21 protein-coding genes and 1 other RNA gene are annotated in these 24,643 nt (G+C 65.6%); 6 read left to right on the top strand and 16 right to left on the bottom strand.

Features of this window, described 5'->3' with window-relative positions; all coding sequences use genetic code 11:
- Positions 1–35: 35 nt before the first annotated feature.
- The 15 genes from ftsA to rsmI form a co-directional block, all read right to left on the bottom strand.
- A complete protein-coding gene (gene ftsA, locus AC1DKY_RS14100; protein WP_121882535.1) occupies positions 36–1,268 on the bottom strand; it encodes a cell division protein FtsA in 1,233 nt (410 codons plus the stop codon).
- Entirely contained in the window at positions 1,265–2,002 is a 738-nt protein-coding gene (locus AC1DKY_RS14105) for a cell division protein FtsQ/DivIB (protein WP_441604403.1), read from the bottom strand. The genes ftsA and AC1DKY_RS14105 overlap by 4 nt, the downstream gene beginning before the upstream one ends.
- Positions 1,999–2,934, bottom strand: coding sequence for a D-alanine--D-alanine ligase (locus AC1DKY_RS14110; protein ID WP_441604404.1), 936 nt, complete (start codon positions 2,932–2,934; stop codon positions 1,999–2,001). Before AC1DKY_RS14110 ends, AC1DKY_RS14105 begins: the two co-directional genes overlap by 4 nt.
- Complete coding sequence (gene murC, locus AC1DKY_RS14115; RefSeq protein WP_441604405.1) at positions 2,931–4,370, bottom strand: UDP-N-acetylmuramate--L-alanine ligase; 1,440 nt, start codon at positions 4,368–4,370, stop codon at positions 2,931–2,933. The genes AC1DKY_RS14110 and murC overlap by 4 nt, the downstream gene beginning before the upstream one ends.
- Complete coding sequence (gene murG / locus AC1DKY_RS14120) at positions 4,367–5,440, bottom strand: undecaprenyldiphospho-muramoylpentapeptide beta-N-acetylglucosaminyltransferase (RefSeq protein ID WP_441604406.1); 1,074 nt, start codon at positions 5,438–5,440, stop codon at positions 4,367–4,369. Before murG ends, murC begins: the two co-directional genes overlap by 4 nt.
- Positions 5,437–6,675 (bottom strand): putative lipid II flippase FtsW, encoded by a 1,239-nt coding sequence (gene ftsW, locus AC1DKY_RS14125; protein ID WP_441604407.1) that lies wholly within the window; start codon positions 6,673–6,675, stop codon positions 5,437–5,439. Before ftsW ends, murG begins: the two co-directional genes overlap by 4 nt.
- 1 nt (position 6,676) lies before the next feature.
- Positions 6,677–7,777: a phospho-N-acetylmuramoyl-pentapeptide-transferase gene (gene mraY / locus AC1DKY_RS14130; RefSeq protein ID WP_441604408.1), complete on the bottom strand. Its 1,101-nt coding sequence runs from the start codon at positions 7,775–7,777 to the stop codon at positions 6,677–6,679.
- Positions 7,767–9,137, bottom strand: coding sequence for a UDP-N-acetylmuramoyl-tripeptide--D-alanyl-D-alanine ligase (locus AC1DKY_RS14135; RefSeq protein WP_441604409.1), 1,371 nt, complete (start codon positions 9,135–9,137; stop codon positions 7,767–7,769). Before AC1DKY_RS14135 ends, mraY begins: the two co-directional genes overlap by 11 nt.
- Positions 9,134–10,606 (bottom strand): UDP-N-acetylmuramoyl-L-alanyl-D-glutamate--2,6-diaminopimelate ligase, encoded by a 1,473-nt coding sequence (locus AC1DKY_RS14140; protein ID WP_441604410.1) that lies wholly within the window; start codon positions 10,604–10,606, stop codon positions 9,134–9,136. Before AC1DKY_RS14140 ends, AC1DKY_RS14135 begins: the two co-directional genes overlap by 4 nt.
- Positions 10,603–12,417 carry a peptidoglycan D,D-transpeptidase FtsI family protein gene (locus tag AC1DKY_RS14145; RefSeq protein WP_441604411.1) on the bottom strand — a complete coding sequence of 605 codons (1,815 nt, stop codon included), beginning with the start codon at positions 12,415–12,417 and terminating at the stop codon, positions 10,603–10,605. The genes AC1DKY_RS14140 and AC1DKY_RS14145 overlap by 4 nt, the downstream gene beginning before the upstream one ends.
- Positions 12,414–12,686 (bottom strand): cell division protein FtsL, encoded by a 273-nt coding sequence (gene ftsL / locus AC1DKY_RS14150; protein ID WP_441604412.1) that lies wholly within the window; start codon positions 12,684–12,686, stop codon positions 12,414–12,416. Before ftsL ends, AC1DKY_RS14145 begins: the two co-directional genes overlap by 4 nt.
- On the bottom strand, positions 12,683–13,606 hold the full coding sequence (rsmH, locus tag AC1DKY_RS14155) for a 16S rRNA (cytosine(1402)-N(4))-methyltransferase RsmH (protein WP_441604413.1): 924 nt from the start codon (positions 13,604–13,606) through the stop codon (positions 12,683–12,685). The genes ftsL and rsmH overlap by 4 nt, the downstream gene beginning before the upstream one ends.
- Before the next feature lie 56 nt (positions 13,607–13,662).
- The gene (mraZ, locus tag AC1DKY_RS14160; protein ID WP_441604414.1) at positions 13,663–14,109 is read right to left on the bottom strand and encodes a division/cell wall cluster transcriptional repressor MraZ; all 447 of its coding nucleotides are present in this window, start codon (positions 14,107–14,109) and stop codon (positions 13,663–13,665) included.
- A gap of 311 nt (positions 14,110–14,420) precedes the next feature.
- Positions 14,421–14,787: RNase P RNA component class A (gene rnpB / locus AC1DKY_RS14165), an RNA gene on the bottom strand.
- Positions 14,788–14,925: 138 nt separating this feature from the next.
- On the bottom strand, positions 14,926–15,753 hold the full coding sequence (rsmI, locus tag AC1DKY_RS14170) for a 16S rRNA (cytidine(1402)-2'-O)-methyltransferase (RefSeq protein WP_441604415.1): 828 nt from the start codon (positions 15,751–15,753) through the stop codon (positions 14,926–14,928).
- Between the two features lie 93 nt (positions 15,754–15,846).
- Between rsmI and AC1DKY_RS14175 the strand changes: the two genes are divergently transcribed.
- The 4 genes from AC1DKY_RS14175 to AC1DKY_RS14190 all read left to right on the top strand — a co-directional run bounded on the left by AC1DKY_RS14175 (position 15,847) and on the right by AC1DKY_RS14190 (position 21,077).
- Positions 15,847–17,700: a penicillin-binding protein activator gene (locus AC1DKY_RS14175; RefSeq protein WP_441604416.1), complete on the top strand. Its 1,854-nt coding sequence runs from the start codon at positions 15,847–15,849 to the stop codon at positions 17,698–17,700.
- 15 nt (positions 17,701–17,715) lie between these two features.
- Positions 17,716–18,072, top strand: a complete 357-nt coding sequence (locus tag AC1DKY_RS14180; RefSeq protein WP_441604417.1) for a YraN family protein — start codon at positions 17,716–17,718, stop codon at positions 18,070–18,072.
- A 93-nt stretch (positions 18,073–18,165) separates the two neighbouring features.
- The gene (locus tag AC1DKY_RS14185; protein ID WP_441604418.1) at positions 18,166–19,659 is read left to right on the top strand and encodes an alpha/beta hydrolase; all 1,494 of its coding nucleotides are present in this window, start codon (positions 18,166–18,168) and stop codon (positions 19,657–19,659) included.
- A 47-nt stretch (positions 19,660–19,706) separates the two neighbouring features.
- A complete protein-coding gene (locus tag AC1DKY_RS14190) occupies positions 19,707–21,077 on the top strand; it encodes an FAD-binding oxidoreductase (protein ID WP_441604419.1) in 1,371 nt (456 codons plus the stop codon).
- A gap of 246 nt (positions 21,078–21,323) precedes the next feature.
- On the opposite strand, the gene rhtC is transcribed toward AC1DKY_RS14190, so the two are convergent.
- Positions 21,324–21,947, bottom strand: a complete 624-nt coding sequence (rhtC, locus tag AC1DKY_RS14195) for a threonine export protein RhtC (protein ID WP_441604420.1) — start codon at positions 21,945–21,947, stop codon at positions 21,324–21,326.
- 220 nt (positions 21,948–22,167) lie between these two features.
- Between rhtC and AC1DKY_RS14200 the strand changes: the two genes are divergently transcribed.
- Positions 22,168–23,436: a nucleoside permease gene (locus AC1DKY_RS14200; protein ID WP_441604421.1), complete on the top strand. Its 1,269-nt coding sequence runs from the start codon at positions 22,168–22,170 to the stop codon at positions 23,434–23,436.
- A gap of 156 nt (positions 23,437–23,592) precedes the next feature.
- Entirely contained in the window at positions 23,593–24,579 is a 987-nt protein-coding gene (gene dusB / locus AC1DKY_RS14205) for a tRNA dihydrouridine synthase DusB (RefSeq protein ID WP_441604422.1), read from the top strand.
- Positions 24,580–24,643 lie beyond the last annotated feature (64 nt).

Genomic DNA, 24,643 nt, shown 5'->3' on the forward strand with positions numbered 1-24,643 from the left:
ATTCGTCCTAGGCCAGGCCTCATGCCCTGCCCAAATCAAAAATTCTTGGTAATCCAGCCGCGCAACTTGTCCACCAGGCCACCCACGCTGCCGCCGCTAGGTCCGCTGACGCGCATGCCGCCCGAGCGCGAGCCATGCAACAGCAGGCCCACGCCGGTGGAATGCAGCGGATTGGCGACGACCTCGCCCAGGCCGCTCACGTGCTGCGGCACGCCGATGCGCACCATCTTGTGGAAGATCTCTTCGGCCAGCTCGAGCGCACCTTCCATGCGCGACGCGCCGCCGGTGAGCACCACGCCGGCCGCCACCAGGCTTTCGTAGCCGGAGCGGCGCAGCTCGTCCTGCACCATCTCGAAGATTTCCTCGTAGCGCGCCTGCACCGACTGGGCCAGCGACTGACGCGCGAGACGGCGCGGCGGGCGATCGCCCACGCTCGGCACCTGAATGGTTTCCTCGGCATGCGCCAGCTGCGCCAGCGCGCAGGCGTATTTGATCTTGATCTCTTCGGCATGCGCAGTCGGCGTATGCACGCCATAGGCGATGTCGTTGGTCACCTGGTCGCCGCCCACCGGCAGCGACTTGGTGTAGCGGATCGCGCCCTGCGTATAGATGGCGATGTCGGTGGTGCCGGCGCCGATATCGACCAGGCACACACCCAGCTCGCGCTCGTCATCCGTCAACACCGACTTGGCGCTGGCGACCGCCGAAGGCACCAGCTCGTCGACGGTGAGACCGCAGCGCTGGATGCACTTGCTGATGTTCTGCACCGCCGCGGCGGCGCCGGTGACCAAGTGCACGCTCGCTTCCAGGCGCACGCCGCTCATGCCGACCGGCGAGCGGATGCCATCCTGGCCGTCGATGCGATATTCCTGCGACTCCTTATAGAGGACCTTGCGGTCCGCCGGGATCGCCACGGCGCTGGCGGCTTCGAGCACTTGCTCCAGGTCGCCCGGGGTCACTTCGCGATCGCGGATCGGCGCGGTGCCGTGGGAGTTCTTGGTTTCCAGGTGGCTGCCGGAGATCGAGGCGTAGACCGAGCGGATATCGCAGCCCGCCATCAGCTCGGCCTCTTCCACCGCGCGCTGGATGGAGTGCACGGTCGATTCGATATCCACCACCGAGCCGCGCTTCATGCCGCGCGACACGTGCGTGCCGATGCCGATCACTTCGATCGGTTCGCCAGGCTCGTACTCGCCCACGATCGCCACCACTTTCGAGGTGCCGATGTCGAGGCCGACGACTAGCTGCTTGTCGTTCTTGGTCTTCATGTGCGGGGTGAGCCTCCAGCGTTCACGGTGTTCGCCTGGGGCGGCCATCGAACGGCAAATCCATTGGTGTATCGAAGATCGGCATAGGCGAAGCCCTCGGAGTGGCCCGCCATCAGTTGTGGGTAGACATCGAGGAAACGGCGCAGGCGACGGCCCGCCTGCTCGCGATCGCCGATGACGATCTGTGCACCGCTGCTCGTGGTAAGACTCCAGCTGCCACGCTCGGTGAGCGAGACGCCGGTGATTTTCAATTTGGTATTGGCGAAGGCTTTCTGCGTTTCCGCGTAAAAGCTCACCACTTCGGCCAGCCGCGCATCCGGGCCGCGCAGGTCCGGCAGATCGCTGTTGGCCGACACGTCCGGCACGTCGAACACCAGGCCCTGGCGGCTGATCAGCTGCTTCTCGTTCCAGCGCGCAAACGGCTGGCGCTCGTAGATGCGCAGGATCAACGTGTCGGGCCAGCGCTTGCGCGCCTCCACCGACTCCACCCACGGCAGCGCGGCCACGGCTTTCTGCACGCCATCGAGATCGAGCGCGAAGAACCCTTTGCCGAGGCGCGGCATGACCACCGAACGGAGCGAGTCCTCGGTGACATGCTTGAACTCGGCTTGCACCATCAACTGGGTCACCGGCCAACGATTGGCCGCAAACCATCCGCGCAGCACGCCGACGATCGGCAGCGCCACGAGCGCGATGGCCAAAACCCAGGCAACGAGGCGGACGGTTCCCCTCACACGCCCTCCCGGAAGCTCGTTTCCAGCACGCGCCAGCACAGCGTCTGGTAGTCGATGCCGGCGACCGCGGCCGCCTTGGGCACCAGCGAATGCGAGGTCATGCCCGGCGCGGTGTTCACTTCCAGCAGCCAGTTGCGACCCTGCTTGTCGCGCATCACGTCGACGCGGCCCCAGCCCGAGCAGGCCAGCGCATCGAACGCGCGCAGCGCCAGCTCCTGCATCTCGCGCTCGTCGTCGCCGCGCAGACCCGGGCAGATGTACTGGGTGTCTTCCGCGATGTACTTGGCGTTGTAGTCGTAGTACTCGCCCTTGGGCACGATGTTGATGGTGGCCAGCACCTGGCGATCGAGGACGCCGACGGTGTACTCGCCACCTTCGATCAGCGTTTCCATCAACATGTCGCCGGGATACTTCTGCGCCAGCTCGACGGCGGCATCGAGGCCGCTTTCGTCGAACACGCGCGTCACGCCGACGCTGGAACCTTCCCAGGCGGGCTTCACGATCAACGGGAAACCAATCTCGCGCGCAGCGGCATGCACATCGGCACCGCGCGGCAGCGCCTTGAACTTCGGCGTGGGCAGACCGATCGCCTGCCACACCAGCTTGGCGCGGATCTTGTCCAGCGACAGCGCGGAACCCAGCACGCCCGAACCAGTGAATGGCACACGCAGCGACTGCAGCGCGCCCTGCAGCTCGCCGTTCTCGCCGCCACCGCCGTGGAGAATATTGAACACGCGGGCGAAGTGACCGGCACGTACGGCATCGAGCAGGGCCGGAATGCCGTCGATGGCATGCGCATCGACGCCGCGCGCCTGCAGCGCCGCGAGCACGTTGCGACCGGAATCCAGCGAGACCTCGCGCTCGGCCGAGCTGCCACCCATGACAACGGCGACGCGGCCAAACTGTGCGGGGTCGGTAATCGTCTTGCTCACTTGTGGGTCCTCAAATGGCCGGCGTTGGCCAGCTCAACAGCCGCCGCGCCGATATCGCCGGCGCCGAGCAGCAGCAACAGATCGCCGTCGCGCAGCAGCGCAGGCAGCGTTTCCTTGAAATCGCGCGGATGATCGATCAGCACCGGGTCGACCTTGCCGCGTGCGCGCACGGCACGAGCCAGGGCACGGCCATCGGCGCCCGCGATCGGCGCTTCGCCGGCCGCGTAGATTTCCGTCAGCACGAGCACGTCGGCTTCAGCGAGCACGTTGGCGAAGTCATCGAGCAGATCGCGCGTGCGGCTGTAGCGGTGCGGCTGGAAGCCGACCACCAGGCGACGATCCGGCCAGCCGCCGCGTGCAGCGGCGAACACCGCTGCCAGTTCGCGCGGATGGTGGCCATAGTCGTCCACTAGCAGCACGTTGCCTTGATCCAGCGCGATCTCACCGCGGCGATGGAAGCGGCGACCCACGCCCTGGAACGCTTCCAGTGCACGCGCGATCGCTTCGGCTTCCACGCCCAGCTGCCAGCCGATGGTGGCGGCGGCCAGCGCATTGAGTACGTTGTGGCGGCCCGGCAGGTTCAACTTGACGTGCAGCGCCTCGTTGCGGCCCGGCAGCCACAGGTCGAAATGCATTTCGAAGCCGTGCTGCGCGAGGTTGCTCGCCCGCACGTCGGCATCCTGGGTGTCGATGCCGTAGGTCATCACGCGGCGCGTGGTCGACCTGGCCAGCGCGGCGACTTCCGGATCGTCGACGCACAACACAGCCAGGCCGTAGAACGGCAGGCGGTGCAGGAAATCATCGAACGCCTTCTTCACCTGCGCGAAGTCGTTGTTGTAGTTCTCCAGATGATCGGCGTCGATATTGGTGATCGCGGCGATCACCGGCGAGAGCATCAGGAACGAACCATCCGATTCATCGGCTTCGGCCACGATGTACTGGCCGGTGCCCAGGCGCGCATTGGCGCCGGCGGCATTGAGCTGGCCGCCGATCACGAAGGTCGGGTCGTAGTTCGCTTCGGCCAGCACGCTGGCGGCGAGGCTGGTGGTGGTGGTCTTGCCGTGCGTGCCGGCGATGGCGATGCCACGGCGGAAGCGCATCAGCTCACCCAGCATCTCGGCGCGCGGCACCACCGGAATGCGCGCGGCACGCGCGGCCTGCAGTTCCGGGTTGTCGGCCTTGATGGCGCTGGAGGTGACGACCACGTCGGCGTCGCCGATGTGCTCGGCCGCGTGACCCACGTGCACCACGATGCCCAGGCTGGAGAGGCGCTGCGCGGTCGGCGAGTTGGAGCGGTCGGAACCGGACACGGCATAGCCGAGGTTGTGCAGCACTTCGGCGATGCCGCTCATGCCCACGCCGCCGATGCCGATGAAGTGCACGCGGCGGAAGGTGGTCATCAGATCTTCGTGCGCTAGCAGGCGACGCGGCGTCATGCGGCCACCTCCATGCAGGCACGGGCGATCACGTCCGCGGCATCGGGCTTGGCCAGCGTGCGTGCGGCCTCACCCATCGCGATCATGCGCTCACGATCATCCAGCAACGCTTCCAGGCGCTGCGCCAACTGCTGTACGTCCAGGTCCTTCTCCTGCATCAACTCGGCCGCATGCGCGGCGACCAGCGCCTCCGCATTGCGGGTCTGGTGGTCGTCCACCGCATAAGGGAACGGCACGAGCACCGCGCCGAGTCCGGCAGCGGTGAGCTCGGCCAAAGTCAGTGCACCGGCACGGCACACGGCGAGATCCGCCCATGCATAGGTGCCGGCCATGTCTTCGATGAAGGGCACGATATGCGCCTCGACGCCGGCTTTCGCATAGGCCGCACGTGCTTCATCGATGCCGCGGTTGCCGCACTGGTGCAGCACTTCCGGGCGTTGCGTCGGTGACATCAGCGCCAGCGCCTGCGGCAGCGCGATGTTGAGCGCGCGTGCGCCGAGGCTGCCGCCGAGCACCAGCAGGCGCGGTCGACCCGTGCGACTAGCCATGCGCTCGCGCGGCGACGGCAGGCTGGCGATGGAAGCGCGCACCGGGTTACCGACCCACTCGGCGTTCGGCAAGGTGTCGCTGAAGCCGGCGAGCACGCGCTGCGCGTGGGCGGCCAGCTTGCGATTGGTGAAACCGGCGACACGGTTCTGTTCGTGCACCAGCAAAGGGCGACGGGTGAGACGAGCCGCAACGCCGCCGGGTCCGGCCACGTAACCGCCCATCGACAGCACGCTGCGCGGCTTGATCCGGCGCAAGGCAGACAACGACGAGAGCAGCGCGCGCGCCAACATCAGCGGCGCCATCAGGCGCGTCTTGAGACCTTTGCCGCGCAGGCCGCCCACCGGCACGGTCACCAGCTCGATGCCGTGCGCCGGCACCACTTTGGTTTCCATGCCCCCTTCGGCGCCAAGCCATACCACCGGCACGCCTTGCGCACGCAGCGCTTCGGCCACGGCCAGGCCGGGGAAGATATGACCGCCGGTACCGCCGGCCATGATCAGCACGGGCTTGATTGCGCTCATGCGGTCACCGCCTCGCGCCCAGGTGCTGCGGCAGCGGCGTTCGCATCGGGCACGGCGTTGGCCGGCATGCGCGTAGCCATCTGTCGCGCATCGATCGCGCGATTGATTTCATAAGTCGTGCGCAACAGCACACCCGCCATCGCGCAGGTCAGCACGATGGACGAACCGCCGTAGCTGATCAGTGGCAGGGTGAGGCCCTTGGTCGGCAAGGCACCCAGGTTCACGCCGATGGACACCATCGCCTGCAGGCCGATCATCATCGAGATGCCGCAGGCCACGTAGCCGGCGAAGCGCTGGCCGATCTCCATACCCTTGGCGCCCAGGTACAGGCCGCGGCCCACGGCAACACCAAACAGCATCATCACGAACAAGATGCCGGCCAGGCCGAACTCTTCGGAGATCACGGCAAAGATGAAGTCGGTATGCGCTTCGGGCAGATAGGACAGCTTCAGCACGCTGGAGCCCAGGCCGACGCCCGTCCACTCGCCGCGACCAATCGCCATCAGCGACTGGGTGAGCTGGAAGCCGTCGTTGAACGGATCGGCCCACGGGTCGACGAACGAGGTCAGGCGGCGCATGCGGTACGGCTCGAACTTGGCCACGAACCACAGCAACGCCACCACCGGCAGGCCCATGCCGCCGAGGTAGACCGGATTGGCACCGCCCATCCAGATCATGCCGATGGTGACCGCGATCATCAGCGTGGCGGAGCCGAAGTCCGGCTGCACCAGCAGCATTACCACGAACAGGCCCGCCACCATGATCGGCTTGAACAGCCCCCAGAAGCTGGTTTCCACACTTTCGCGGTGGCGCACGAGATAGCTGGCGACGTACACCACCAGGATCAGCTTGACCGCTTCCACCGGCTGGAACGTGGTGATGCGGAAGTTGAGCCAGCGGTGTGCGCCATTGAGCCGCATGCCGATGCCCGGCACGAACACCAGGGCCAGCAGCAGGACCGCGCCGCCAAACATCATCCACGCATGCTTTTCCAGCAGCTTCAGTTCGGTGCGCATGGCAAAGGCTGCCAGCGCGACTCCCAGAGTCAGGAACAGCAGGTGGCGCTTGAGGAAATAGAACGCACCCATGTGCTGGCTGTCGGCCACTGCAATGGAACTGGACGTGACCATCACGACACCGACACAGGCCAGACCGACGAGCGCGATCACCAGCAGCATGTCGAAGCTGCCGCGGGGTCCCTGTCGTCGTTTGGCTTGGGTGGCGTCGAAGATCATCTCAGCGCACCTTCAACGTGGCGAGGCCGATCAGCACCAGCACGACGCTGATGATCCAGAAACGCACGATCACGCGGGGCTCGGGCCAGCCCTTGAGTTCGAAATGGTGATGGATCGGCGCCATGCGGAATACGCGCTTGCCGGTCATCTTGAAGCTGGCCACCTGGATCATCACCGAGGCGGTTTCCATCACGAACACGCCGCCCATCACCAGCAGCACGATTTCCTGGCGCACGATGACGGCGATGGCGGCTAGCGCCGCACCGATGGCGAGCGCACCCACGTCGCCCATGAACACCTGTGCGGGATAGGTGTTGAACCACAGGAAGCCCAAGCCCGCGCCGGACAGCGCGCCGCAGAAGATCGCCAGCTCGCCCGCACCGGGAATCGAGGGAATGCCCAGGTATTCGGAGAACACGCGGTTGCCGGCGAGATAGGCGAACACGCCCAGCGCACCCGACACCAGCACGGTCGGCATGATGGCGAGGCCGTCGAGGCCGTCGGTGAGGTTCACCGCATTGGAGAAGCCCACGATCATGAAGTAGGCGACCACCACGAACAGGATGCCCAGCGGCAGCGCGACCTGTTTGAAGAGCGGCACATATAGCGCGGTCTCGGCGACCGGAGCGCCGCTCGTCGCATGAGGCGCCGTGTAGTAAAGGAATAGCGCGGCAGCAAGACCGAACACCGACTGCCAGAAGTACTTCCAGCGCGAGGCCAGGCCGCGGCTGTCCTTCAGCACCAGCTTCTTGTAGTCGTCGTAGAAACCGATCACGCCGAAGCACAGCAGCACCGCCAGCACCAGCCATACGTAGCGGTTGTGCAGATCCGTCCACAACAGCGTGGAAAGCGTGACCGCGAGCAGGATCATCACGCCGCCCATGGTCGGCGTGCCGGCCTTGGACAGATGCGTCTGCGGGCCATCCTTGCGCACCACCTGCCCGGCCTTGAGATCGGCGAGCTTCTGGATCAGCGTGGGGCCAAACAGCAGCGACATGGACAGCGCGGTGAGCGCGGCCATGATCGTGCGGAACGTGATGTACTGGAACAGGTGCAGGGCAGTGAAGTGCCTGGCCATCCAGTCTGCGAGTTCAAGCAGCATCGGATGCGCCCTCCCCATTTCCCTTACTGCCGCGCAGTGCGGCTACGACTTGATCCATGCCGGCGGAGCGCGAGCCCTTGATAAGGCAGGTGACGCCGCCGTGCAGTTGTTGTTTGAGTGCGGCGGTCAGCGCCGCCTTGTCGGCGTAGTGTTCGCCGCGCTCGCCGAAGGCCTTGATCGCCGCTGCGCTCAGCGGGCCCACTGCGAACATGCGATCGATGCCCTGCTGACGTGCGCGCTCGCCGATGCCGGAGTGCAGCGCCACAGCGTTGTCGCCGAGCTCTGCCATGTCGCCCAGTACCAGCCAGCGCTCGCCGTCGGCCAGCGCCAGCGTATCGATGGCAGCGCCGACCGAGCCGGGATTGGCGTTGTAGCTGTCGTCGATTAGCGTCCAGCCTGCCGGCATGCGCTCCAGATGCAGGCGGCCGGCAACGCCGGGCACCTGCTCGAGACCTTCCACGATGGTGTCGAGCGGCACGTCGAGAGCGAGCGCGATGGAAGCCGCCGCCAATGCATTGGCAATGTTGTGACGACCTGCCAGCGGCAGGTGTACATCTGCGTCGCCCACCGGCGTGCTCAGCACAAAATGCGAGCCATCCACACGCTGGTCCACGATGTCCGCGCCGATGTCCGCCTTGTGCGCGAGACCAAAGCGCAGCTGGCGACGTGACCCGGCCAGGCCTGCGAAGAAGCTGGCGAACGCATCGTCCGCATTGATGATCGCCACGCCGTCGACCGGCAAAGCCTGATACAGCGCGCCCTTGGTTTCGGCCACGCCTTCCACGCTGCCCATGCGCTCAAGATGCGCCGGCGCAATGGTGTTGACGAGGCTGATGTCGGGCCGCGCGATGGCAGCCAGATAAGCGATGTCGCCCGGCTTGCCGGCGCCCATCTCCAGCACGGCGAACTCGGTGTCCTGCGGCATCGCCAGCAAGGTCAGCGGCAGGCCGAGCTCGTTGTTGTAGTTGCCGGCGTTGACATGAGTGCGGCCATGGCGCGACAGAATCGACGCCGTCAGCGTCTTCACCGTGGTCTTGCCATTGGAGCCCGTGATGCCGATGACGCGCACATTGCTCTGCGCGCGCATCGCACTGGCCAGATCGCCCAGCGCCAGCGCGGTGTCGTCCACCACCACCTGAGGCAGCGGCGAGTCGACCTTGCGCGTCACCAGCGCAGCGGCAGCGCCGCGAGCCATGGCATCGGCCAGAAAATCATGGCCGTCGACGCGCTCGCCCTTGATGGCGACGAACAGATCACCGGCCTGCACCTTGCGCGTATCGATGGTCACCCGCATGACGTCCACATCGGCACCGATAAGGTGGCCGCGGGCCCACAGGGCGATGGCGCTCAGACGCATCATGCGCGCACCTCCAGCGCCTGGCGTGCAACGGCCAAGTCGTCGAACGGGCGCTTGCCGTGCGCGCCTTCCTGATAGGTTTCGTGACCCTTGCCGGCGATCAGCACCACGTCGCCGGCCTGCGCCGAAGCCAAGGCCAACTGGATCGCCTGCGCGCGGTCGCGCTGCACCGTGGCCAGGTCGGGCTTGCGCAGCCCCGCCACGATCTGCGCCACGATGTCGTCGCCGTCTTCGCCGCGCGGGTTGTCGTCGGTCACGATGATGCGGTCGGCCAGGCGCTCGGCGATGGCGCCCATCTGCGGACGCTTGCCCGCATCGCGCTCGCCGCCGCAGCCGAACACGCAGATCAGCTGGCCTTCGCAGTGCGCGCGCAATGCGCTGAGCGCCTGCTCCAGTGCATCCGGCGTGTGGGCGTAGTCAACCACCACCAGCGGCAGCTGCGAAACGCCGCCCAGGCGGTTCATGCGGCCGTTGATCGGTTCCAGCGATTCCACTGCTTCGACCATGCGTTCGAACGATTCGCCGAGCGCGCCCAGGCAGGCGATCACGGCGAGCAGGTTGGCGACATTGAAGCGGCCGAGCAGCCGGCTGCGCACGGCATGCGAGCCCCACGGCGTCTGCACGTCGAAAGCCAGGCCTTCCGCCGAGGTGACGATGTTCACCGCGCGCACGTCGGCGTCGGCGTGATTTTCCGCGCTCAGGCGCAGCGCCTGCACGCCCTGCGGCAAGCGCTGGGCGAGCGTGCGGCCAAACGCGTCGTCGATATTGATCGCCGCCGCCTGCAGCGAGGGCCACGCGAACAGCTTGGCCTTGGCTTCGCCATAGGCTTCCATGCTGCCGTGGTAATCGAGATGGTCGCGGGTGAGATTGGTGAACGCGGCGACGTCGAACGCCACCGCGGCCACGCGGCCCTGCTCCAGCGCATGCGAAGACACTTCCATCGCCACGTGCGTCGCGCCGTCATCACGGAACGAAGCAAGCAAGCCCTGGACGTTGATCGCATCCGGCGTGGTGCGCTCACCCTCGTTGATGCGGCCGTGCAGACCCGCGCCCAGCGTGCCGATGGTGGCGGCGCGATGACCCAGAAATTCCAGCGCCTGTGCCAGCAGCTGCACGGTGGAGGTCTTGCCATTGGTGCCGGTGACGCCGATCACGCGCAGCGCTTCGGACGGACGGCCGAAGAAGCGCGAAGCGATCTCGCCGACCTTGCCGTGCAGGCCATCGACCCACAGCACCGGCACGTCCAGTCCTTCGACATGCGCCGGGGGCGCTTCGGCCAAAACGACACGGGCACCGCGCTCTGCTGCGCCGCGCGCAAACGAGATGCCATGCTCGCGCGTGCCGCGCAGCGCGAAGAACGCATCGCCCGGACGCACCTGGCGCGAATCCAGCGTGAGTCCTGAAACGACGATATCGCCGACACCAGGGGTCTCGGCGATGCCTTGGAGCAGCTGATCGAGGCGGGCGCTCATGGCGTGGCTCCCTCGATCGGTGCGTCGTCCACTGTTTCAACCGTGGGCTGTTTGTTGCCGGTCAAACCGTTCTGTCCTTGCAACGGCCCGCCGACATACCAGCGGCCGATGTTGTCTGGGGGCACATCCATGAGGCGCAAGGCGCCGTCCATGACTTTGGCGAAGACGGGGCCGGAGACCAGCGCGCCGTAGTAGCTGCCCTTCTTGGGGTTATCGATCACCACCACCGCCGCCATGCGCGGATTGGACGCCGGCACGATGCCGGCGAAGGCGGCGCTGTAGTTGTTCTTGGAGTAGCCGCCGGCGCTCGCCTTGTGCGCCGTGCCGGTCTTGCCGGCCACGCCGTAGTTGGGAATCCACGCATACGGCGCCGCGGTGCCGCCCGGCTGCGTCACCGACACCATCATCTGCACCAGCTCGTTGGCGATCTTCTGATCGATGATCTGCTTGGCGTCGTTGTCCGAGCCCTTCACGAAGGTGGGCAGATGCATCACGCCGTTGTCGGCGATGGTGGCGTAGCCGTTGGCCAGCTGCAGCGGCGTCACGTTGAGGCCGTAGCCGTAGGCAAGAATCGCCTTCTCCAGCATGCCCCAGCTCTTGCCCGGCTTGAGATAGCCCGAGGCTTCGCCCGGAAAGCCGCTGTTGGTGCTGTTGCCGAAGCCGAAGGCACGATAGGTGTCGTACATCAGCATGGTGTCGAGCGTCATCGATACCTTGGCGGCGCCGATGTTGCTGGACTTGGCCAGGATGCCGGTGGGCGACAACAAGCCATAGGCGTGCGTGTCGCGGATGTCGTGCGAGATGTAATAGAAGTGGCCGTTGCCGGTGTCGATCATCGGACCGGTCGGCGTGTACTTGCCGCTGGAGAGCGCAGCGGCCATCACGAACGGCTTGATGGTGGAGCCCGGTTCCACCACGTCGGTCATCGCGCGATTGCGGCGGCTGGATGCGTTGCTGCCGCGCAAGGCATTCGGGTTGTAGGTCGGCCAGTTCACCATGGCCAGCACTTCGCCGTTGCGCACGTCGATGATCACCATGGAACCGGAGTCGGCATCCGACTGCTCGATGGTGTTCTTCAATTCGTTATAGGCGAGGAACTGGATGCGACGGTCGATGCTGAGCGTGATGTCGCGACCCGGCTGCGGCGCGCGCACCAGGTCCAGATCCTCCACCACATGACCCTGGCGATCGCGAATGACGCGCTTGCGACCTTCCTTGCCGGCCAGCCAGTCGTCGAACGCCAGCTCGAGGCCTTCCTGGCCGTGATCGTCGATATTGGTGAAACCCAGCACGTGCGCTGTCACCGGACCGGACGGATAGAAGCGGCGGAACTCGCGCCGACCATCCACGCCCGGCACAGCCAGATCGAGCACCACCTGCGCGGCATCCGGCGACATCTGGCGCTTCAGATAGACGAACTCGCGCTCGGAGCGCTGCGCCAGATACTGCTTGAGCGCATCCGGATCCATGCCGATGGCCTTGGCCAGCGCCGGCAGCTTGTCTTCGTTGTCCAGCACTTCGGCCGGGTTCGCCCAGATGGATACCACCGGCGTCGACACCGCGAGCGGCTCGCCGTTGCGATCGAAGATGGTGCCGCGCGATACCGCGATCGGTACTTCGCGCAGGATGCGGGCGTCGGCCTGGTTCTGATAGAAGTCCTTGCGGACCACCTGCATGTCGAACGCACGCGCTACCAGGCCCAGCGACGCGGCAGCCAGCACGCAGCTCACCACCAGCATGCGGCGGCGGGCGCTGGGCGCCACGCCGTTGCGGCGCGAAGAGGATGAGGATGTGCGCTGGCGCGGCTTCATCGACGCACCAGCTGGATGTCTTGCGGCTTGGGATTGAGCATGCCCAGCGCCTGGCGGGCCTCGTCGTCGACGCGACGCGGCTCGGCCCAGGTGGCCTGCTCCAGTTCCAGCTTGCCGTATTCGATGTTGAGGTCGTCGCGCTGGTTCTGCAGGCGGGTCAGCTCGACGAACAACACGCGGCTCTCATGGCGCGTCCACACCACGGCAATGGCGCTGGAAAGCACCGCCGCGATCAGGATGAACATGAAGAGGCCGCCGAGTACCTTCATGCGAGCTTCTCCGCCACGCGCAGCACCGCCGACCGGGCGCGCGGATTGACGGACAGCTCGGCATCGGAAGGAAACTGGGCCTTGCCCACCGCCGCCAGGCGAGCAGGCGCAGCCGCTACCGGCGGACCACGGCGGCTGCCTTGCACGCGACCGGAGTGGTCGCGGATGAACAGCTTCACCGCGCGATCTTCCAGCGAGTGGAAGCTGATGATGGACAAGCGACCACCGACCTTGAGCAGCTCGAGCGCCGCGTTGAGGCCATGCTCCAGCGCGTCCAGTTCGCCGTTCACATGGATGCGCAGCGCCTGGAAGCTGCGCGTGGCCGGATGCTTGCCCGGCTCGCGGCGGCCGATCAGGCGCTCGATCAGCGAGGCCAATTGGCCAGTGCGGGTGATCGGGTTTTCCACGCGGTCTTCGACAATGGCGCGGGCGATCTTGCGGCTGAAGCGCTCGTCGCCGTAGTTCCACAGCACGTCGGCGAGTTCTTTCTCAGACGCGTGCGCCAGGAAGTCCGCCGCGCTTTCGCCCTGCGTCGTGTCCATGCGCATATCCAGCGGCGCATCGGCCATGAAGCTGAAACCGCGTGCGGCTTCATCGAGCTGCGGCGAAGACACGCCAAGGTCCAGCAGGATGCCGTCGAGGCCGCCGGCGGTCTCGTCCCACTCGGCCATGCTGGAAAAATTGGCGTGGCGAATCGACACGCGCGGATCGCTGGCAAATTCGGCCTGCGCGGTGGCGATGGCCTGGGGATCGCGATCCATCAGCATCAGCCGACCGTCGGGACCCAGGCGTGACAGCACCGCGCGAGCGTGGCCGCCGCGTCCAAAGGTGCCATCGAGATAACGCCCGCCAGCCTGCACGGCGAGTCCCTCCACTGCTTCACCCAGCATCACCGGGATGTGCACTAACTGCTCGGCCATGCCGCCGCACTCCCGCTCCCGTCCCGTTCCATCTGCCGCGCTGCCACCGTCGCCGGTTACAGCTGCAGCTCCGCCATCTCGTTGGTGATCTCGTCTTCGCCGATGGTCTGGCGGATCTTGGCCAGGTGAGCCTGCTCGCTCCAAAGCTCGAACTTGTTGCCCATGCCCAGCAGAACCGCTTTCTTCTCGATGCCCGTAGTCGCCCGCTGGCTCGCCGGCAGCAGGATGCGTACAGCCGAATCGGGCTCGACTACCGCCGCGGCACCGACCAGCTTCATCTGCATGTCGCGATGAGCCGACTTGACCTTGGGAAGCGCGTTGACCTGGTCGCGCACCTTTTCCCACTCCGCGTACGGGAACAGCCACAGGCAGCCCGACTCGAAGGGGTTGTAGGTGATCACCAGACGATTGGCGCAGGCGTCGGCCACCAACTCGCGATACGCGGTCGGTATGGCCAGCCGGCCTTTGTCGTCAACAGTGATGGCGGTTTCGCCCTGGAACACGGCCAATAGACTCCACGAATTCCCACGATTTCACACAGGAACCCACGATAGTCTCGCCCCCTGAGACTGTCAAGGAAATTTTTCTTGTGAATCAATGAGAAAGGCAATGATCTGGCAGTAATTCCAGCCCTTTCTGAGGAAACACTCGAAGGTGTTTGAAAGGTTAGGTTTTTTTACTTTTCAACCATGCCATCCGTCACGCCTGGCGAGGCTTTTCAGGCGATCGGATATGAATCGCCGTTCATGGCCCGCCGCACGGCCGCCACCACCCCGCCGATGACGGCGAGAGAGGTGACGACCGGTCGTGAAGGAGGTGGAGTCGGCCTGTAAGCCGGGTTCTGTACGCCTTGCGGCGCGACAGTCATTCCTCTCGGCCTGGCGTCACCGCCAGGCTCCAGCAACCTACCCGGGAACAACGCGGGCCGCGTTATCGTTCCCCTATTTAGTCTTGCTCCGAGTGGGGTTTACCGTGCCACGCGACGTTAGCCCCGCGTGCGGTGCGCTCTTACCGCACCCTTTCACCCTTACCACGCGCACCCGAAGATGCCGTTCGGCGGTCTGCTCTCTGTTGCACTGGCCGTCAGCTCACGCTGCCCAGGAGTTACCTGGCACTCTGCCCTGTGGAGCCCGGACTTTCCTCGATGCGCTTGCGCGCGACGCGACTGTCCGGCCGACTCCGCTGGCGATTCTAATGGATTTAGGTCTCAACGACCCGCGAAGCGCTGAAATAACTCTGTAGGAGCGCACTTGTGCGCGACCGCGGAGCGCTGATGTGCCGCGGTCGCGCACAAGTGCGCTCCTACACAGGCCGCCGCTCTAGCCTTCGTAGAGGAGTTTGCGCGGCGCGCCGGTAATCGCGGCCGCGAGCTTGGCGGCTTTTGCCGGGGGCAGCTCTTCGCGCAGGAGGGCAAACACACGGCGGCCTTCCGCTTCGCGTGCATCGGTCTCTTCGCCGCGACCCGCCACCAGAATGACGATCTCGCCGCGCTGCTGGTTCGGATCGCTGGCCACGCGCGCAGCCAGTTCGCCCAGCGGTTCGCCGATCACGGTCTCGAACAACTTGGTCAGTTCGCGCGCGAGCACGCCTTCCCTCGTCTCACCAAAGATGTCGCGCATGTCGGCAAGACTCTCGGCCACGCGGTGCGACGACTCATAGAAGATGAGCGTGCGACTATCTCCCGCAAGTTCCTGCAAACGCGTGCGCCGCGCGGCGGCCTTGGGCGGAAGAAATCCCTCGAACACGAAACGATCGCTGGGCAGCCCTGCCACGGAAAGCCCGGCAATCGCCGCACATGCACCCGGCACCGGCACGCAACGAATGCCGGCCGCGCGCGCCGCGCGTACCAGGCGAAAGCCCGGATCGCTGATCAGCGGCGTGCCCGCATCGGAGATCAGCGCCACCGATTCGCCGCCCTGCAGCCGGCGCACGATGGCATCGACCACCTCGCGCTCATTGTGCTCATGCAGCGCCACCAGTGGCGTGCCGATGTTGTAGTGCATCAGCAAGGGCCGGCTGTGCCGGGTGTCCTCGGCCGCAATCACCGCCACCGATTGCAGCGTCTCGATGGCACGCGCGGAAAAGTCATCGCGATGACCAATCGGCGTGGCGACCACCCATAGCAGACCTGGCTGAATCTGTGACATCTTGCTGTTTCCTATGCATCGGGGCGGCAACCCAATGGGCTATCATCGCCCATCCGCCGACCATGTCGTCAAAAAGCTCGAAGGGATTTGGCCATGCGCTTGACCCGCGCCGCAGGCGTTGCCCTGCTGATTTCACTGGCACTGAGCGGCTGCGTGCCGCCGGCCGCGCAACGATCGCCGGCCGAAATCGCCGCCAGCCAGCAAGCCGACGCGCTCGTGCAACAGGGCAAGTTCGACGAGGCCGCCCAGGCCTATCTGGCGCTCGCCCAGACCGGCGGCAACCGCGACCACTATCAACTGCTCGCCGCCGAAGCCTATCGACAGGAAGGCCAGCTCGATCGTGCCGCGCCGTTGCTCGATGGAATCCGTCGCCAGCGACTGAGCGGCGACGAGCCTTCGCGACTGGACCTGCTGCAGGCCGAAATGGCGCTGAAGCAGCACAACGCGCCGCGCGCACTGCAATTGACCACCCAGCCCAATATCAGCGTGCCACCGGCACTGCAGCTGCGTCTGCTTGAGCTGCGCTCGCAAGCCATGCAGCAGACCGGCGATCTCTGGGGCGCGGCCCGCACGCGCGTGGAAATGGACGGCCAATTGAGCGGCCTCGACCAGGCGCAGAACCGCAAGCAGGTCGTCGCCCTGCTCACCCAGCTGGGCGTCGATCCCTTGAAGCAGCGCGCCGCGGCCATGCAGCCCAGCGACCGCATGCTGCCGTGGGTCAACGAAGCGCTGACCCAGCTTGGCGTCGCCGTGGCGCATCCCGCGCCCGCGCTGGAACAGGAAGTGGGCACGCTGATGCCGGGCGAAGGCGCCAACGTGCGCGAAGGCTTCAAGATGCCTGCGCATGTCGCCTTGCTGTTGCCGACCAGCGGCAATCTCGCTGCCGCAGGCACCGCCATCCGCGAAGGTTTCTTCGCCGCCTATGCCGATTCCGCGCACAACCACATGCCGCGCCCACCGGTGAAGGTCTACGACAGCGCAGGCACGTCGGCAGGCGCCATCAAGGCGTACCAGCAAGCCGTCGCCGATGGCGCGCAACTGATCATCGGGCCGCTGACGCGCGGCGAGGTGTCGGCGCTGTTCGGCCTGCCCCAACTGCCGGTGCCGCTGCTCGCACTCAACCATCCTGACGACAAGAGCCTGCCCGCCAGCGGCGTGAGCGAATTCGGCCTGCTGCCGGAAACCGAAGGCGCCCAGGCGGCTGACCACATGGCCGACAACGGCATCGTCAATGCCTTCGTCATCGTCAGCAACGACGACTTCGCGCAACGCGCGTCCAAGTCGTTCAAGGCGGAACTCGAAGCGCGCGGAGGCAAGGTCGCCGGCGTAGGCAACCTGCCCGGCAGCGGCGTCAACTTTGCCTCGACCATTTCGGGCCTGGGCATGCCGACCGACAGCGGCGACGCCAGCGCCAACAAGGACACTGGCATCTTCATCAGCATGCGTCCGCAGCAGGCGCGCCTGTTGCTGCCGCAGCTCAAGCTCGCCAAGATCAACTTGCAGGCGTATGGCACGTCGCACATCTATGCCGGCGTCGATGATGCGAGCGCCAATCGTGACCTCGAAGGCGTCGAATTCTGCGACTCGCCATGGCTGTTCGACGTGCAACCGGGCCTGCCCAATCACGGCGATATCGCTGGGCAGCTGCCCGCGGCACGGGGCACCTCCGCGCGCCTGTTTGCCTTCGGCATGGACGCCTGGAACCTCGCACCCTATGTCGACTGGCTGCGCGCCCATCCTGGCAGCTATCTGCCGGGCGCCAGCGGGCAGCTGACCTCCGACCAGTTCGGTCGCGTCCGTCGCGTGCTTGTATGGGCCAAGTTCCAGGATGGCCTCGCCCGCCCGCTCAATGGCAGCCTGCAGATGGATAGCGCACCGGCCATGGCGCCGCCGACCGACGCCACCACGCCGCAGGCGCTTCAGCCCGAGCAGTCCACCACCCGTTAAAACGCGCACGCCTCGATGCGCGCTGCCGGCGCCGCTTTCGAACAACGCGCCTGCGCCGAACTGCAGCGCGCCGGCCTCAAGCTGCTGGCGCGCAACTACACCACGCGCTACGGCGAGCTGGACCTGGTGATGCTCGATGGCGGCACCGTGGTGTTCGTGGAGGTGCGCCATCGCCTCACCAGCGGCTGCGGCAGCGCGGCGGCCTCGGTCAACGCCAGCAAGCAGGGCAAACTCATCCGCACTGCCGAGCTGTGGCTGGCCGATCATCCACAACACGCCCATCGGGCCTGCCGGTTCGATGTGGTGGGTTATGACGGGCCGGTCGATCGTGTCGACATGCGCTGGTGGCGCGGCGCCTTCGAGGCCGGCTAGGTTGCTGCACCGTCGTCGACGGTTTGCACATATCTGGCGGCGCACACTGCTGGCAACGGTCGCCATCCGGTGACGCCAGGGCGCGGGGGCATCATGGTTCGCATGCTGATCGGTATCGGCAAATGGACGGCCATCATCATCCTGGTCTTCCTCGTTTCCCTGTTGGCCATCCGTGCGTGGGATTCACAGCAAGGCGACCCGCTCGCGCCCTGGCAGACCTTCGTTCCCGATGAACTTTCACCCTCGCAGATCGATGCCACCGACTGGGCCGGCTATCTGGCCGCCGAGCAAAAAGCATTCGCCCAAGTGAAGGCGGAAGTCACCGACAAGCTGGACCCTGCGCAGCGTGTCGTGGTGAATCGATACTTTGACGGCGCCCCGATGTATCCGGGGCATTTCGCGCACGACTGGAATCGCTCGTACGTGCTGGAGCCCACCGGCACGCCGGTAGGCGCGGTGGTGCTTATCCATGGCCTGAGCGATTCACCCTATAGCCTGCGCGATGTCGCCCAGCTATACCGCGCCCACGGCTTCGTGGCGATCGGCTTGCGCGTGCCAGGCCATGGCACGGTGCCGGCAGCACTGACCACGGCGGACTGGCCCCAGTGGCTGGCAGCGACACGTCTGGCCATGCGCGAAGCGCGGCGCCGCGTAGGACCCAAGCTGCCCATCCATATCGTGGGCTATTCCAACGGGGGCGCGCTCGCGGTGAAGTACACGCTGGATGCGTGCGAACACACCGAGCTGTCCATGCCGACGCGGCTCGTGCTGCTCTCGCCGATGATCGGGGTCACCAGCTTTGCGCGGTTCGCCGGGCTGGCAGGCTTGCCTGCGCTGTTGCCGCGTTTTGCCAAGGCCGCGTGGCTGGATCTGCTGCCCGAGTACAACCCGTTCAAGTACAACTCGTTCCCGGTGAACGCGGCGCGTCAGTCCTATCTGCTGACTGACGCCATCCGTAGCCAGATGCTGCGCATGGCACGCGATCGCCAGCTTGGCCGCTTGCCGCCGATACTCAGTTTCCAATCGGTGGTGGACGATACGGTGAGTGCTTCGGCCGTGATGCATACGCTCTACGCGCATGTGCCCGCCAATGGCAGTGAAGTCGTATTGTTCGATGTAAATCGCAATCAACGCTTCGACACATTGCTCAAACCGAGCGCGCTCACTGCGATCAATCGCATGCTTCCATCGGGGCCACAGGCCTATCGCAGCACGGTCATCGCCAACGCGGCAGTGAATGACGACCATACCGTGACACGCACGACGGAAGCCGGCCAGAGCGCGGCCAGCACGGCGCCGCTGTCCATCCCGTACCCGGACACGATCTTTTCGCTGTCGCATATCGCGCTGCCCTTTCCGCCCACCGATCCGCTGTACGGAACCGCGCCCGACCTGTCCGAAAACTTCGGCATTCGACTAGGCACCCAGGCGCCTCGTGGCGAACGAGGCACGCTGATTCTCAATTTCGATGCAGCGCTGCGCATCAGCTCCAACCCGTTCTACCCCTATGTGCGCGACCGGATCGAGGCGCTGCTTCCGACCGCCACCGCGCAGCCAACGGCGAAGCTTGCCGAACCCGCGCATTGACGGACGCATCAGGCGCAACCGGCAGCGGAGAGTGGGATACTGCCGGCATGAAGCTTCCCGATGCCCTGCTCGATACGCTACGCGCGCATTTTCCAGGCGAGTCCTTGGCCACCGGCATGGCCGAACGACTTGCCTACGCCTATGACAATTCGCGGCGCAACGCATTGCCCGATGCCGTGGTGTTTCCCACCACGCACGAACAGACCGAAGCATTGATACGCGCGTGCCGCGAACATCGCGTGCCGGTGATCGGGCGAGGTCGCGGCACCAATACCACCGGTGCAACGGTTCCCATCGAGGGCGGCGTGGTGGTGAGCTTTGAGCGGATGAATCGCATCCTGCGCATCGACCCGGACAATCGACTCGCCGTGGTCGAGCCGGGCGTGCTCAATGGTGACCTGCAACAGGCCTTGAAGCCGCACGGGTTCTTCTGGCCGCCCGACCCTTCGTCGTCGCCCTGGTGCAGCATCGGCGGCAACCTGGCCTGCAACTCCGCCGGCCCGCGCACGGTGAAATACGGCAGCCCGCGCGAAAACACGCTTGGCTTGCGCGCGGTGGCCGGCACCGGTGAAGGTTTCCGCTGCGGCACCTATACGAGCAAGGGTGCGACGGGTTACGACCTGACGCGCCTGCTGATCGGCTCCGAGGGCACGCTGGCGCTGATCACCCAAGCCACGCTCAAGCTCACGCCCAAGCCCTCGGCGCTGCGCACCATTCGCGCCACCTACCGCGATGTCTCGGCAGCGGCTCGCGCGGTGGCACGGATCATGGCCCAACCGGTCACGCCCTGCGCGCTGGAATTCATCGACGACGTGGCGTTGAAACTCGCTCGCGACTACGGCGGCGACACCGTGCCGCTGGCCGGCGCGATGCTGATGATTGAAGTGGACGGCGAACCGGAGACCTTGCCGAGCGCCGTGGACGCAGTCTCCCGCGCCGCCCGCGGCGATGGGCTGGAAGATCTGCGCGTGGCCGAAACCGCCGAGGAAACGCAGGCGCTGTGGTCGGCCCGCAAGGCGCTCTCCCCCGCTCAGCGCACCATTTCGCCCAACAAGATCAACGAGGATGTAGTGGTTCCCGTGAGCCATCTGCCTGAGCTGGTCGATGGCATCAAACAACTGGCGAAGAAACACGACGTGCTGATCGTGAGCTTCGGCCATGCGGGCAACGGCAATCTGCACGTGAATTTGTTGCCACGGGACGAGGCGGAGCGCGAACGTGCGCATGCCTGTCTTGCCGAGGTGTTCGCGTTGGTGATTTCGCTGGAAGGCACGCTGTCAGGCGAGCACGGGATCGGCCTGGTGAAGAAGCAATTCATGCCGCTCGCGCTGGAGCCGTCGACATTGCAGCTTATGCGCAACGTGAAGGCTGCCTTCGATCCCGAGGGCATCCTCAATCCGGGCAAATTGCTGCCCTGACTTGCATCGACGCGGTATCACCTCTGTAGGAGCGCACTTGTGCGCGACAAACCTTCACTGAGCGGAAACGGGTGACGCTGCGGTCGCGCACAAGGTGCGCTCCCACAAGGGTCTGGCCATGCGTTCCGGCGAAGTCTCACCCCTGTGGGAGCGCACCCTGTGCGCGACAAACCAACGGAGCGGCAGCCTGACAGGGGACGGTCGCGCACAGGGTGCGCTCCCACAAGGTGAGGCGCAGGTTTTCGGTCACGCTTTGCGCGCAAAGATCAGGTGCAAACCGAACGCCACGAACACTGCGCCCGCAAACCCATCGATCCAGCGCGACAGCCTCAGGTAGCCGCGACGCATGGCCGGCAAGGCGAACACGCCTGCCACCAGGGTGAACCACACGAACGTCTCGACGACGACCAGGGTCCACAAACCCCAGCGCGTGGCAGCGTCGACGCGGTCGCCGAGAAACGCGGAGAACACGCTGCCGAAATAGATCACCACCTTGGGATTGGAGAGGTTGGTGAGCAGTCCCGCGCGCAAGGTGGTCCAGTCACTCTGCTGCAGTACGGCGTGCGGCTCGCTCGCGGCTACCGGCGCCTTGATCGCGCCGCGCAGCATCTTGATGCCCATCCAGGCCAGGTAGAGGCCGCCGGCAATGGAGATCAGGCGCTCCAGCCAGGCCAGCCGCTGCAGCAGCAATTGCAGGCCCGCCAGGGCCAGGGCGGACCATACGACCACGCCCAGGGTAATGCCCAGCACGCCGAACATCGCCTGGCGCCGGGTCCGGCTCACTGCGGTCTGCGACACAAAGAAAAAGTCCGGACCAGGGCTCAGCAAAGCCACCAGATGTACCAGGGCAATGGTCAGGAACAGGCTCACGGGCGTCTCCTTGGGGAATGGGGCCGGTTTCTTCCTGGCGGCGCAGCTTGTCGCCACCGCGGTGGTCCTCTAGTCTGCCCGTTTTGGCACGGCCTTGGGACGTCCCAAGCCCTCTGCAGGGGATCAGCGGCTCGTCCACACAGGTCCGGCTCGCGCCAGCCCTGGAGGGATGGGCGCGCCGCCCCTCACCCGTCACCACTACCCACACAGACATACGCTGATGAATCTGCGACTGCGCCTGATCGCCATGAACTTCCTGCAATTTTTTGTGTGGGGATCGTGGCTGCTTACCATTGGCGCGTACTGGTTCCAGACCAAGCAGTGGTCGGGCGCGCAGTTCGGCGCGATCTTCTCGACCATGGGCATCGCCTCGCTGTTCATGCCGTCCATCGCGGGCGTGATCGCTGACAAGTACATCAATGCGGACAAGCTCTACGGCATCTTCCACATCTGCGGCGCCGGCGTGCTGTTCTGCGTGCCGATGGTGCAGTCGCCCGGCCTGATGTTCTGGGTGATGCTGATCAACATGATGTTCTACATGCCGACCATCGCGCTCTCCGTGGCGGTGGCATTCAACGCGCTCAAGAGCGACGGCAAGGACATCGTGCGCGATTTCCCGCCGATCCGCGTGTGGGGCACGGTGGGTTTCATTGCCGCGCTGTGGACGGTGAGCCTGCTGCACCTGGAAACCTCCTCGGGCCAGTTCTACGTGGCCTCGGGCGCGTCGCTGCTGCTGGGCCTTTACGCTTTCACGCTGCCGCCCTGCCCGCCGCGCTTCCAGCGCAGGGACAACCAGTCGTGGCTGGACACGTTCGGCCTCACCTCGTTCAAGCTGTTTCGCGACGCGCGCATGGCGGTGTTCTTCACCTTCTCCATGTTGCTGGGCGCGGCCCTGCAGCTGACCAATGCCTATGGCGATACCTTCCTGCACGACTTCGCCAAGATGGATGCGTACAAGGATCTGGTGGCGGTGCGTTACCCCGCCATCATCATGTCCATCTCGCAGATTTCCGAAACGCTGTTCATCCTGGCCATTCCCTTCTTCCTGCGCCGCTTCGGCATCAAGACGGTGATGCTGATCAGCATGCTGGCGTGGACGCTGCGCTTTGGCCTGTTCGCCTATGGCAATCCGGGCTCGGGCCTGTGGATGATCGTGATGTCGTGCATCGTGTACGGCATGGCGTTCGACTTCTTCAACATATCCGGCCAGTTGTTCGTGGAAGGCCAGAGCGACCCGTCCATCCGCGCCAGCGCGCAGGGCCTGTTCATGCTGATGACCAATGGCGTCGGCGCGGTGCTGGGCAGCTCGATCAGCGGCCTGGTGATCGAGGCGTTCTTCACCTATCCGGACCAGAGCAAGGACTGGCACGGCATCTGGATCACCTTCGCCAGCTACTCGCTGATCGTGGCGGTGTTGTTCATGGTGCTGTTCAAGCACAAGCATGATCGTGCCGCGGCGGAAGCGCTGGCGGCCAAGCTCGCGCACTGAGCCATACCCCTTCCATCTGTGGGAGCGCACCCTGTGCGCGACAGGCGCCCGGGCACCCCGCGATAACCGGTTGTTGCGATGGCACTCGGACGCCTGTCGCGCACAGGGTGCGCTCCCACAAAAGCGCGGGATTTTCTGGCCGGGTACAATAGGCGGATGCAGATCGGCCCCTACCGTATCGACCCGCCCGTGGTGCTCGCGCCCATGGCCGGCGTCACCGACAAGCCTTTCCGCCTGCTGTGCAAACGGCTGGGCGCGGGCTTGGCCGTTTCGGAGATGACCCATGCCGATCCCCGCCTGTGGCGTACGCGCAAGTCGCTGCAGCGCATGGACCACGAGGGCGAACCCGAACCGGTGAGCGTGCAGATCGCCGGCTACGATCCGGCGATGCTGGCCGAAGCGGCGCGCTATAACGCCGACAACGGCGCCCAGATCATCGACATCAACATGGGCTGCCCGGCCAAAAAGGTCTGCAACGTGTGGTCGGGCTCGGCGCTGCTGCAGGACGAGCCGCTGGTGGCGCGCATCGTGAAAGCCGTGGTCGATGCGGTGGACGTACCGGTCACGCTGAAGATCCGCACCGGTTGGGATCGCCAGAACAAGAACGCGCTGACGATTGCGAAGATCGCCGAGGACGCCGGCATCGCCGCGCTCGCCGTGCATGGCCGCACGCGTGCCGACAAGTACGAAGGCGACGCCGAGTACGAGACCATCGCCGCCGTCAAGGCGAGCGTGCGCATTCCGGTGTTCGCCAATGGCGATGTGGTAACGCCGCAACAGGCCAGGCATGTGCTCGATGTCACCGGCGCCGACGCCGTGATGGTGGGGCGCGGCGCACAGGGCCGGCCGTGGATCTTCCGCGAGATCAGCCACTACCTCAGCACCGGTGAAACCCTGGCGGAGCCCACGCCCGCCGAGGTGTGCGACATCCTCGTCCATCACCTGGAACACCTCTACGCGTTCTACGGCGAACTGCAGGGCGTGCGCATCGCGCGCAAGCACCTGGGCTGGTACGCGAAGGATCGTGCGGAAAACGCCGCGTTTCGCCATGTGGTGAACCAGGCAGAAAACGCGCTGGATCAGTTGCGCCTCACGCGCGAATATTTCGACGGTTTGCAGGAAGGCACGCGCCTGGCGGCCTGAGTTCGCCGCAAGCCTTTGCGTGATGCTTCAAGGCATGATGGACAAGTCCCACCACCATCGCCCT

This window comes from Dyella sp. 01N448 (assembly GCF_056399225.1).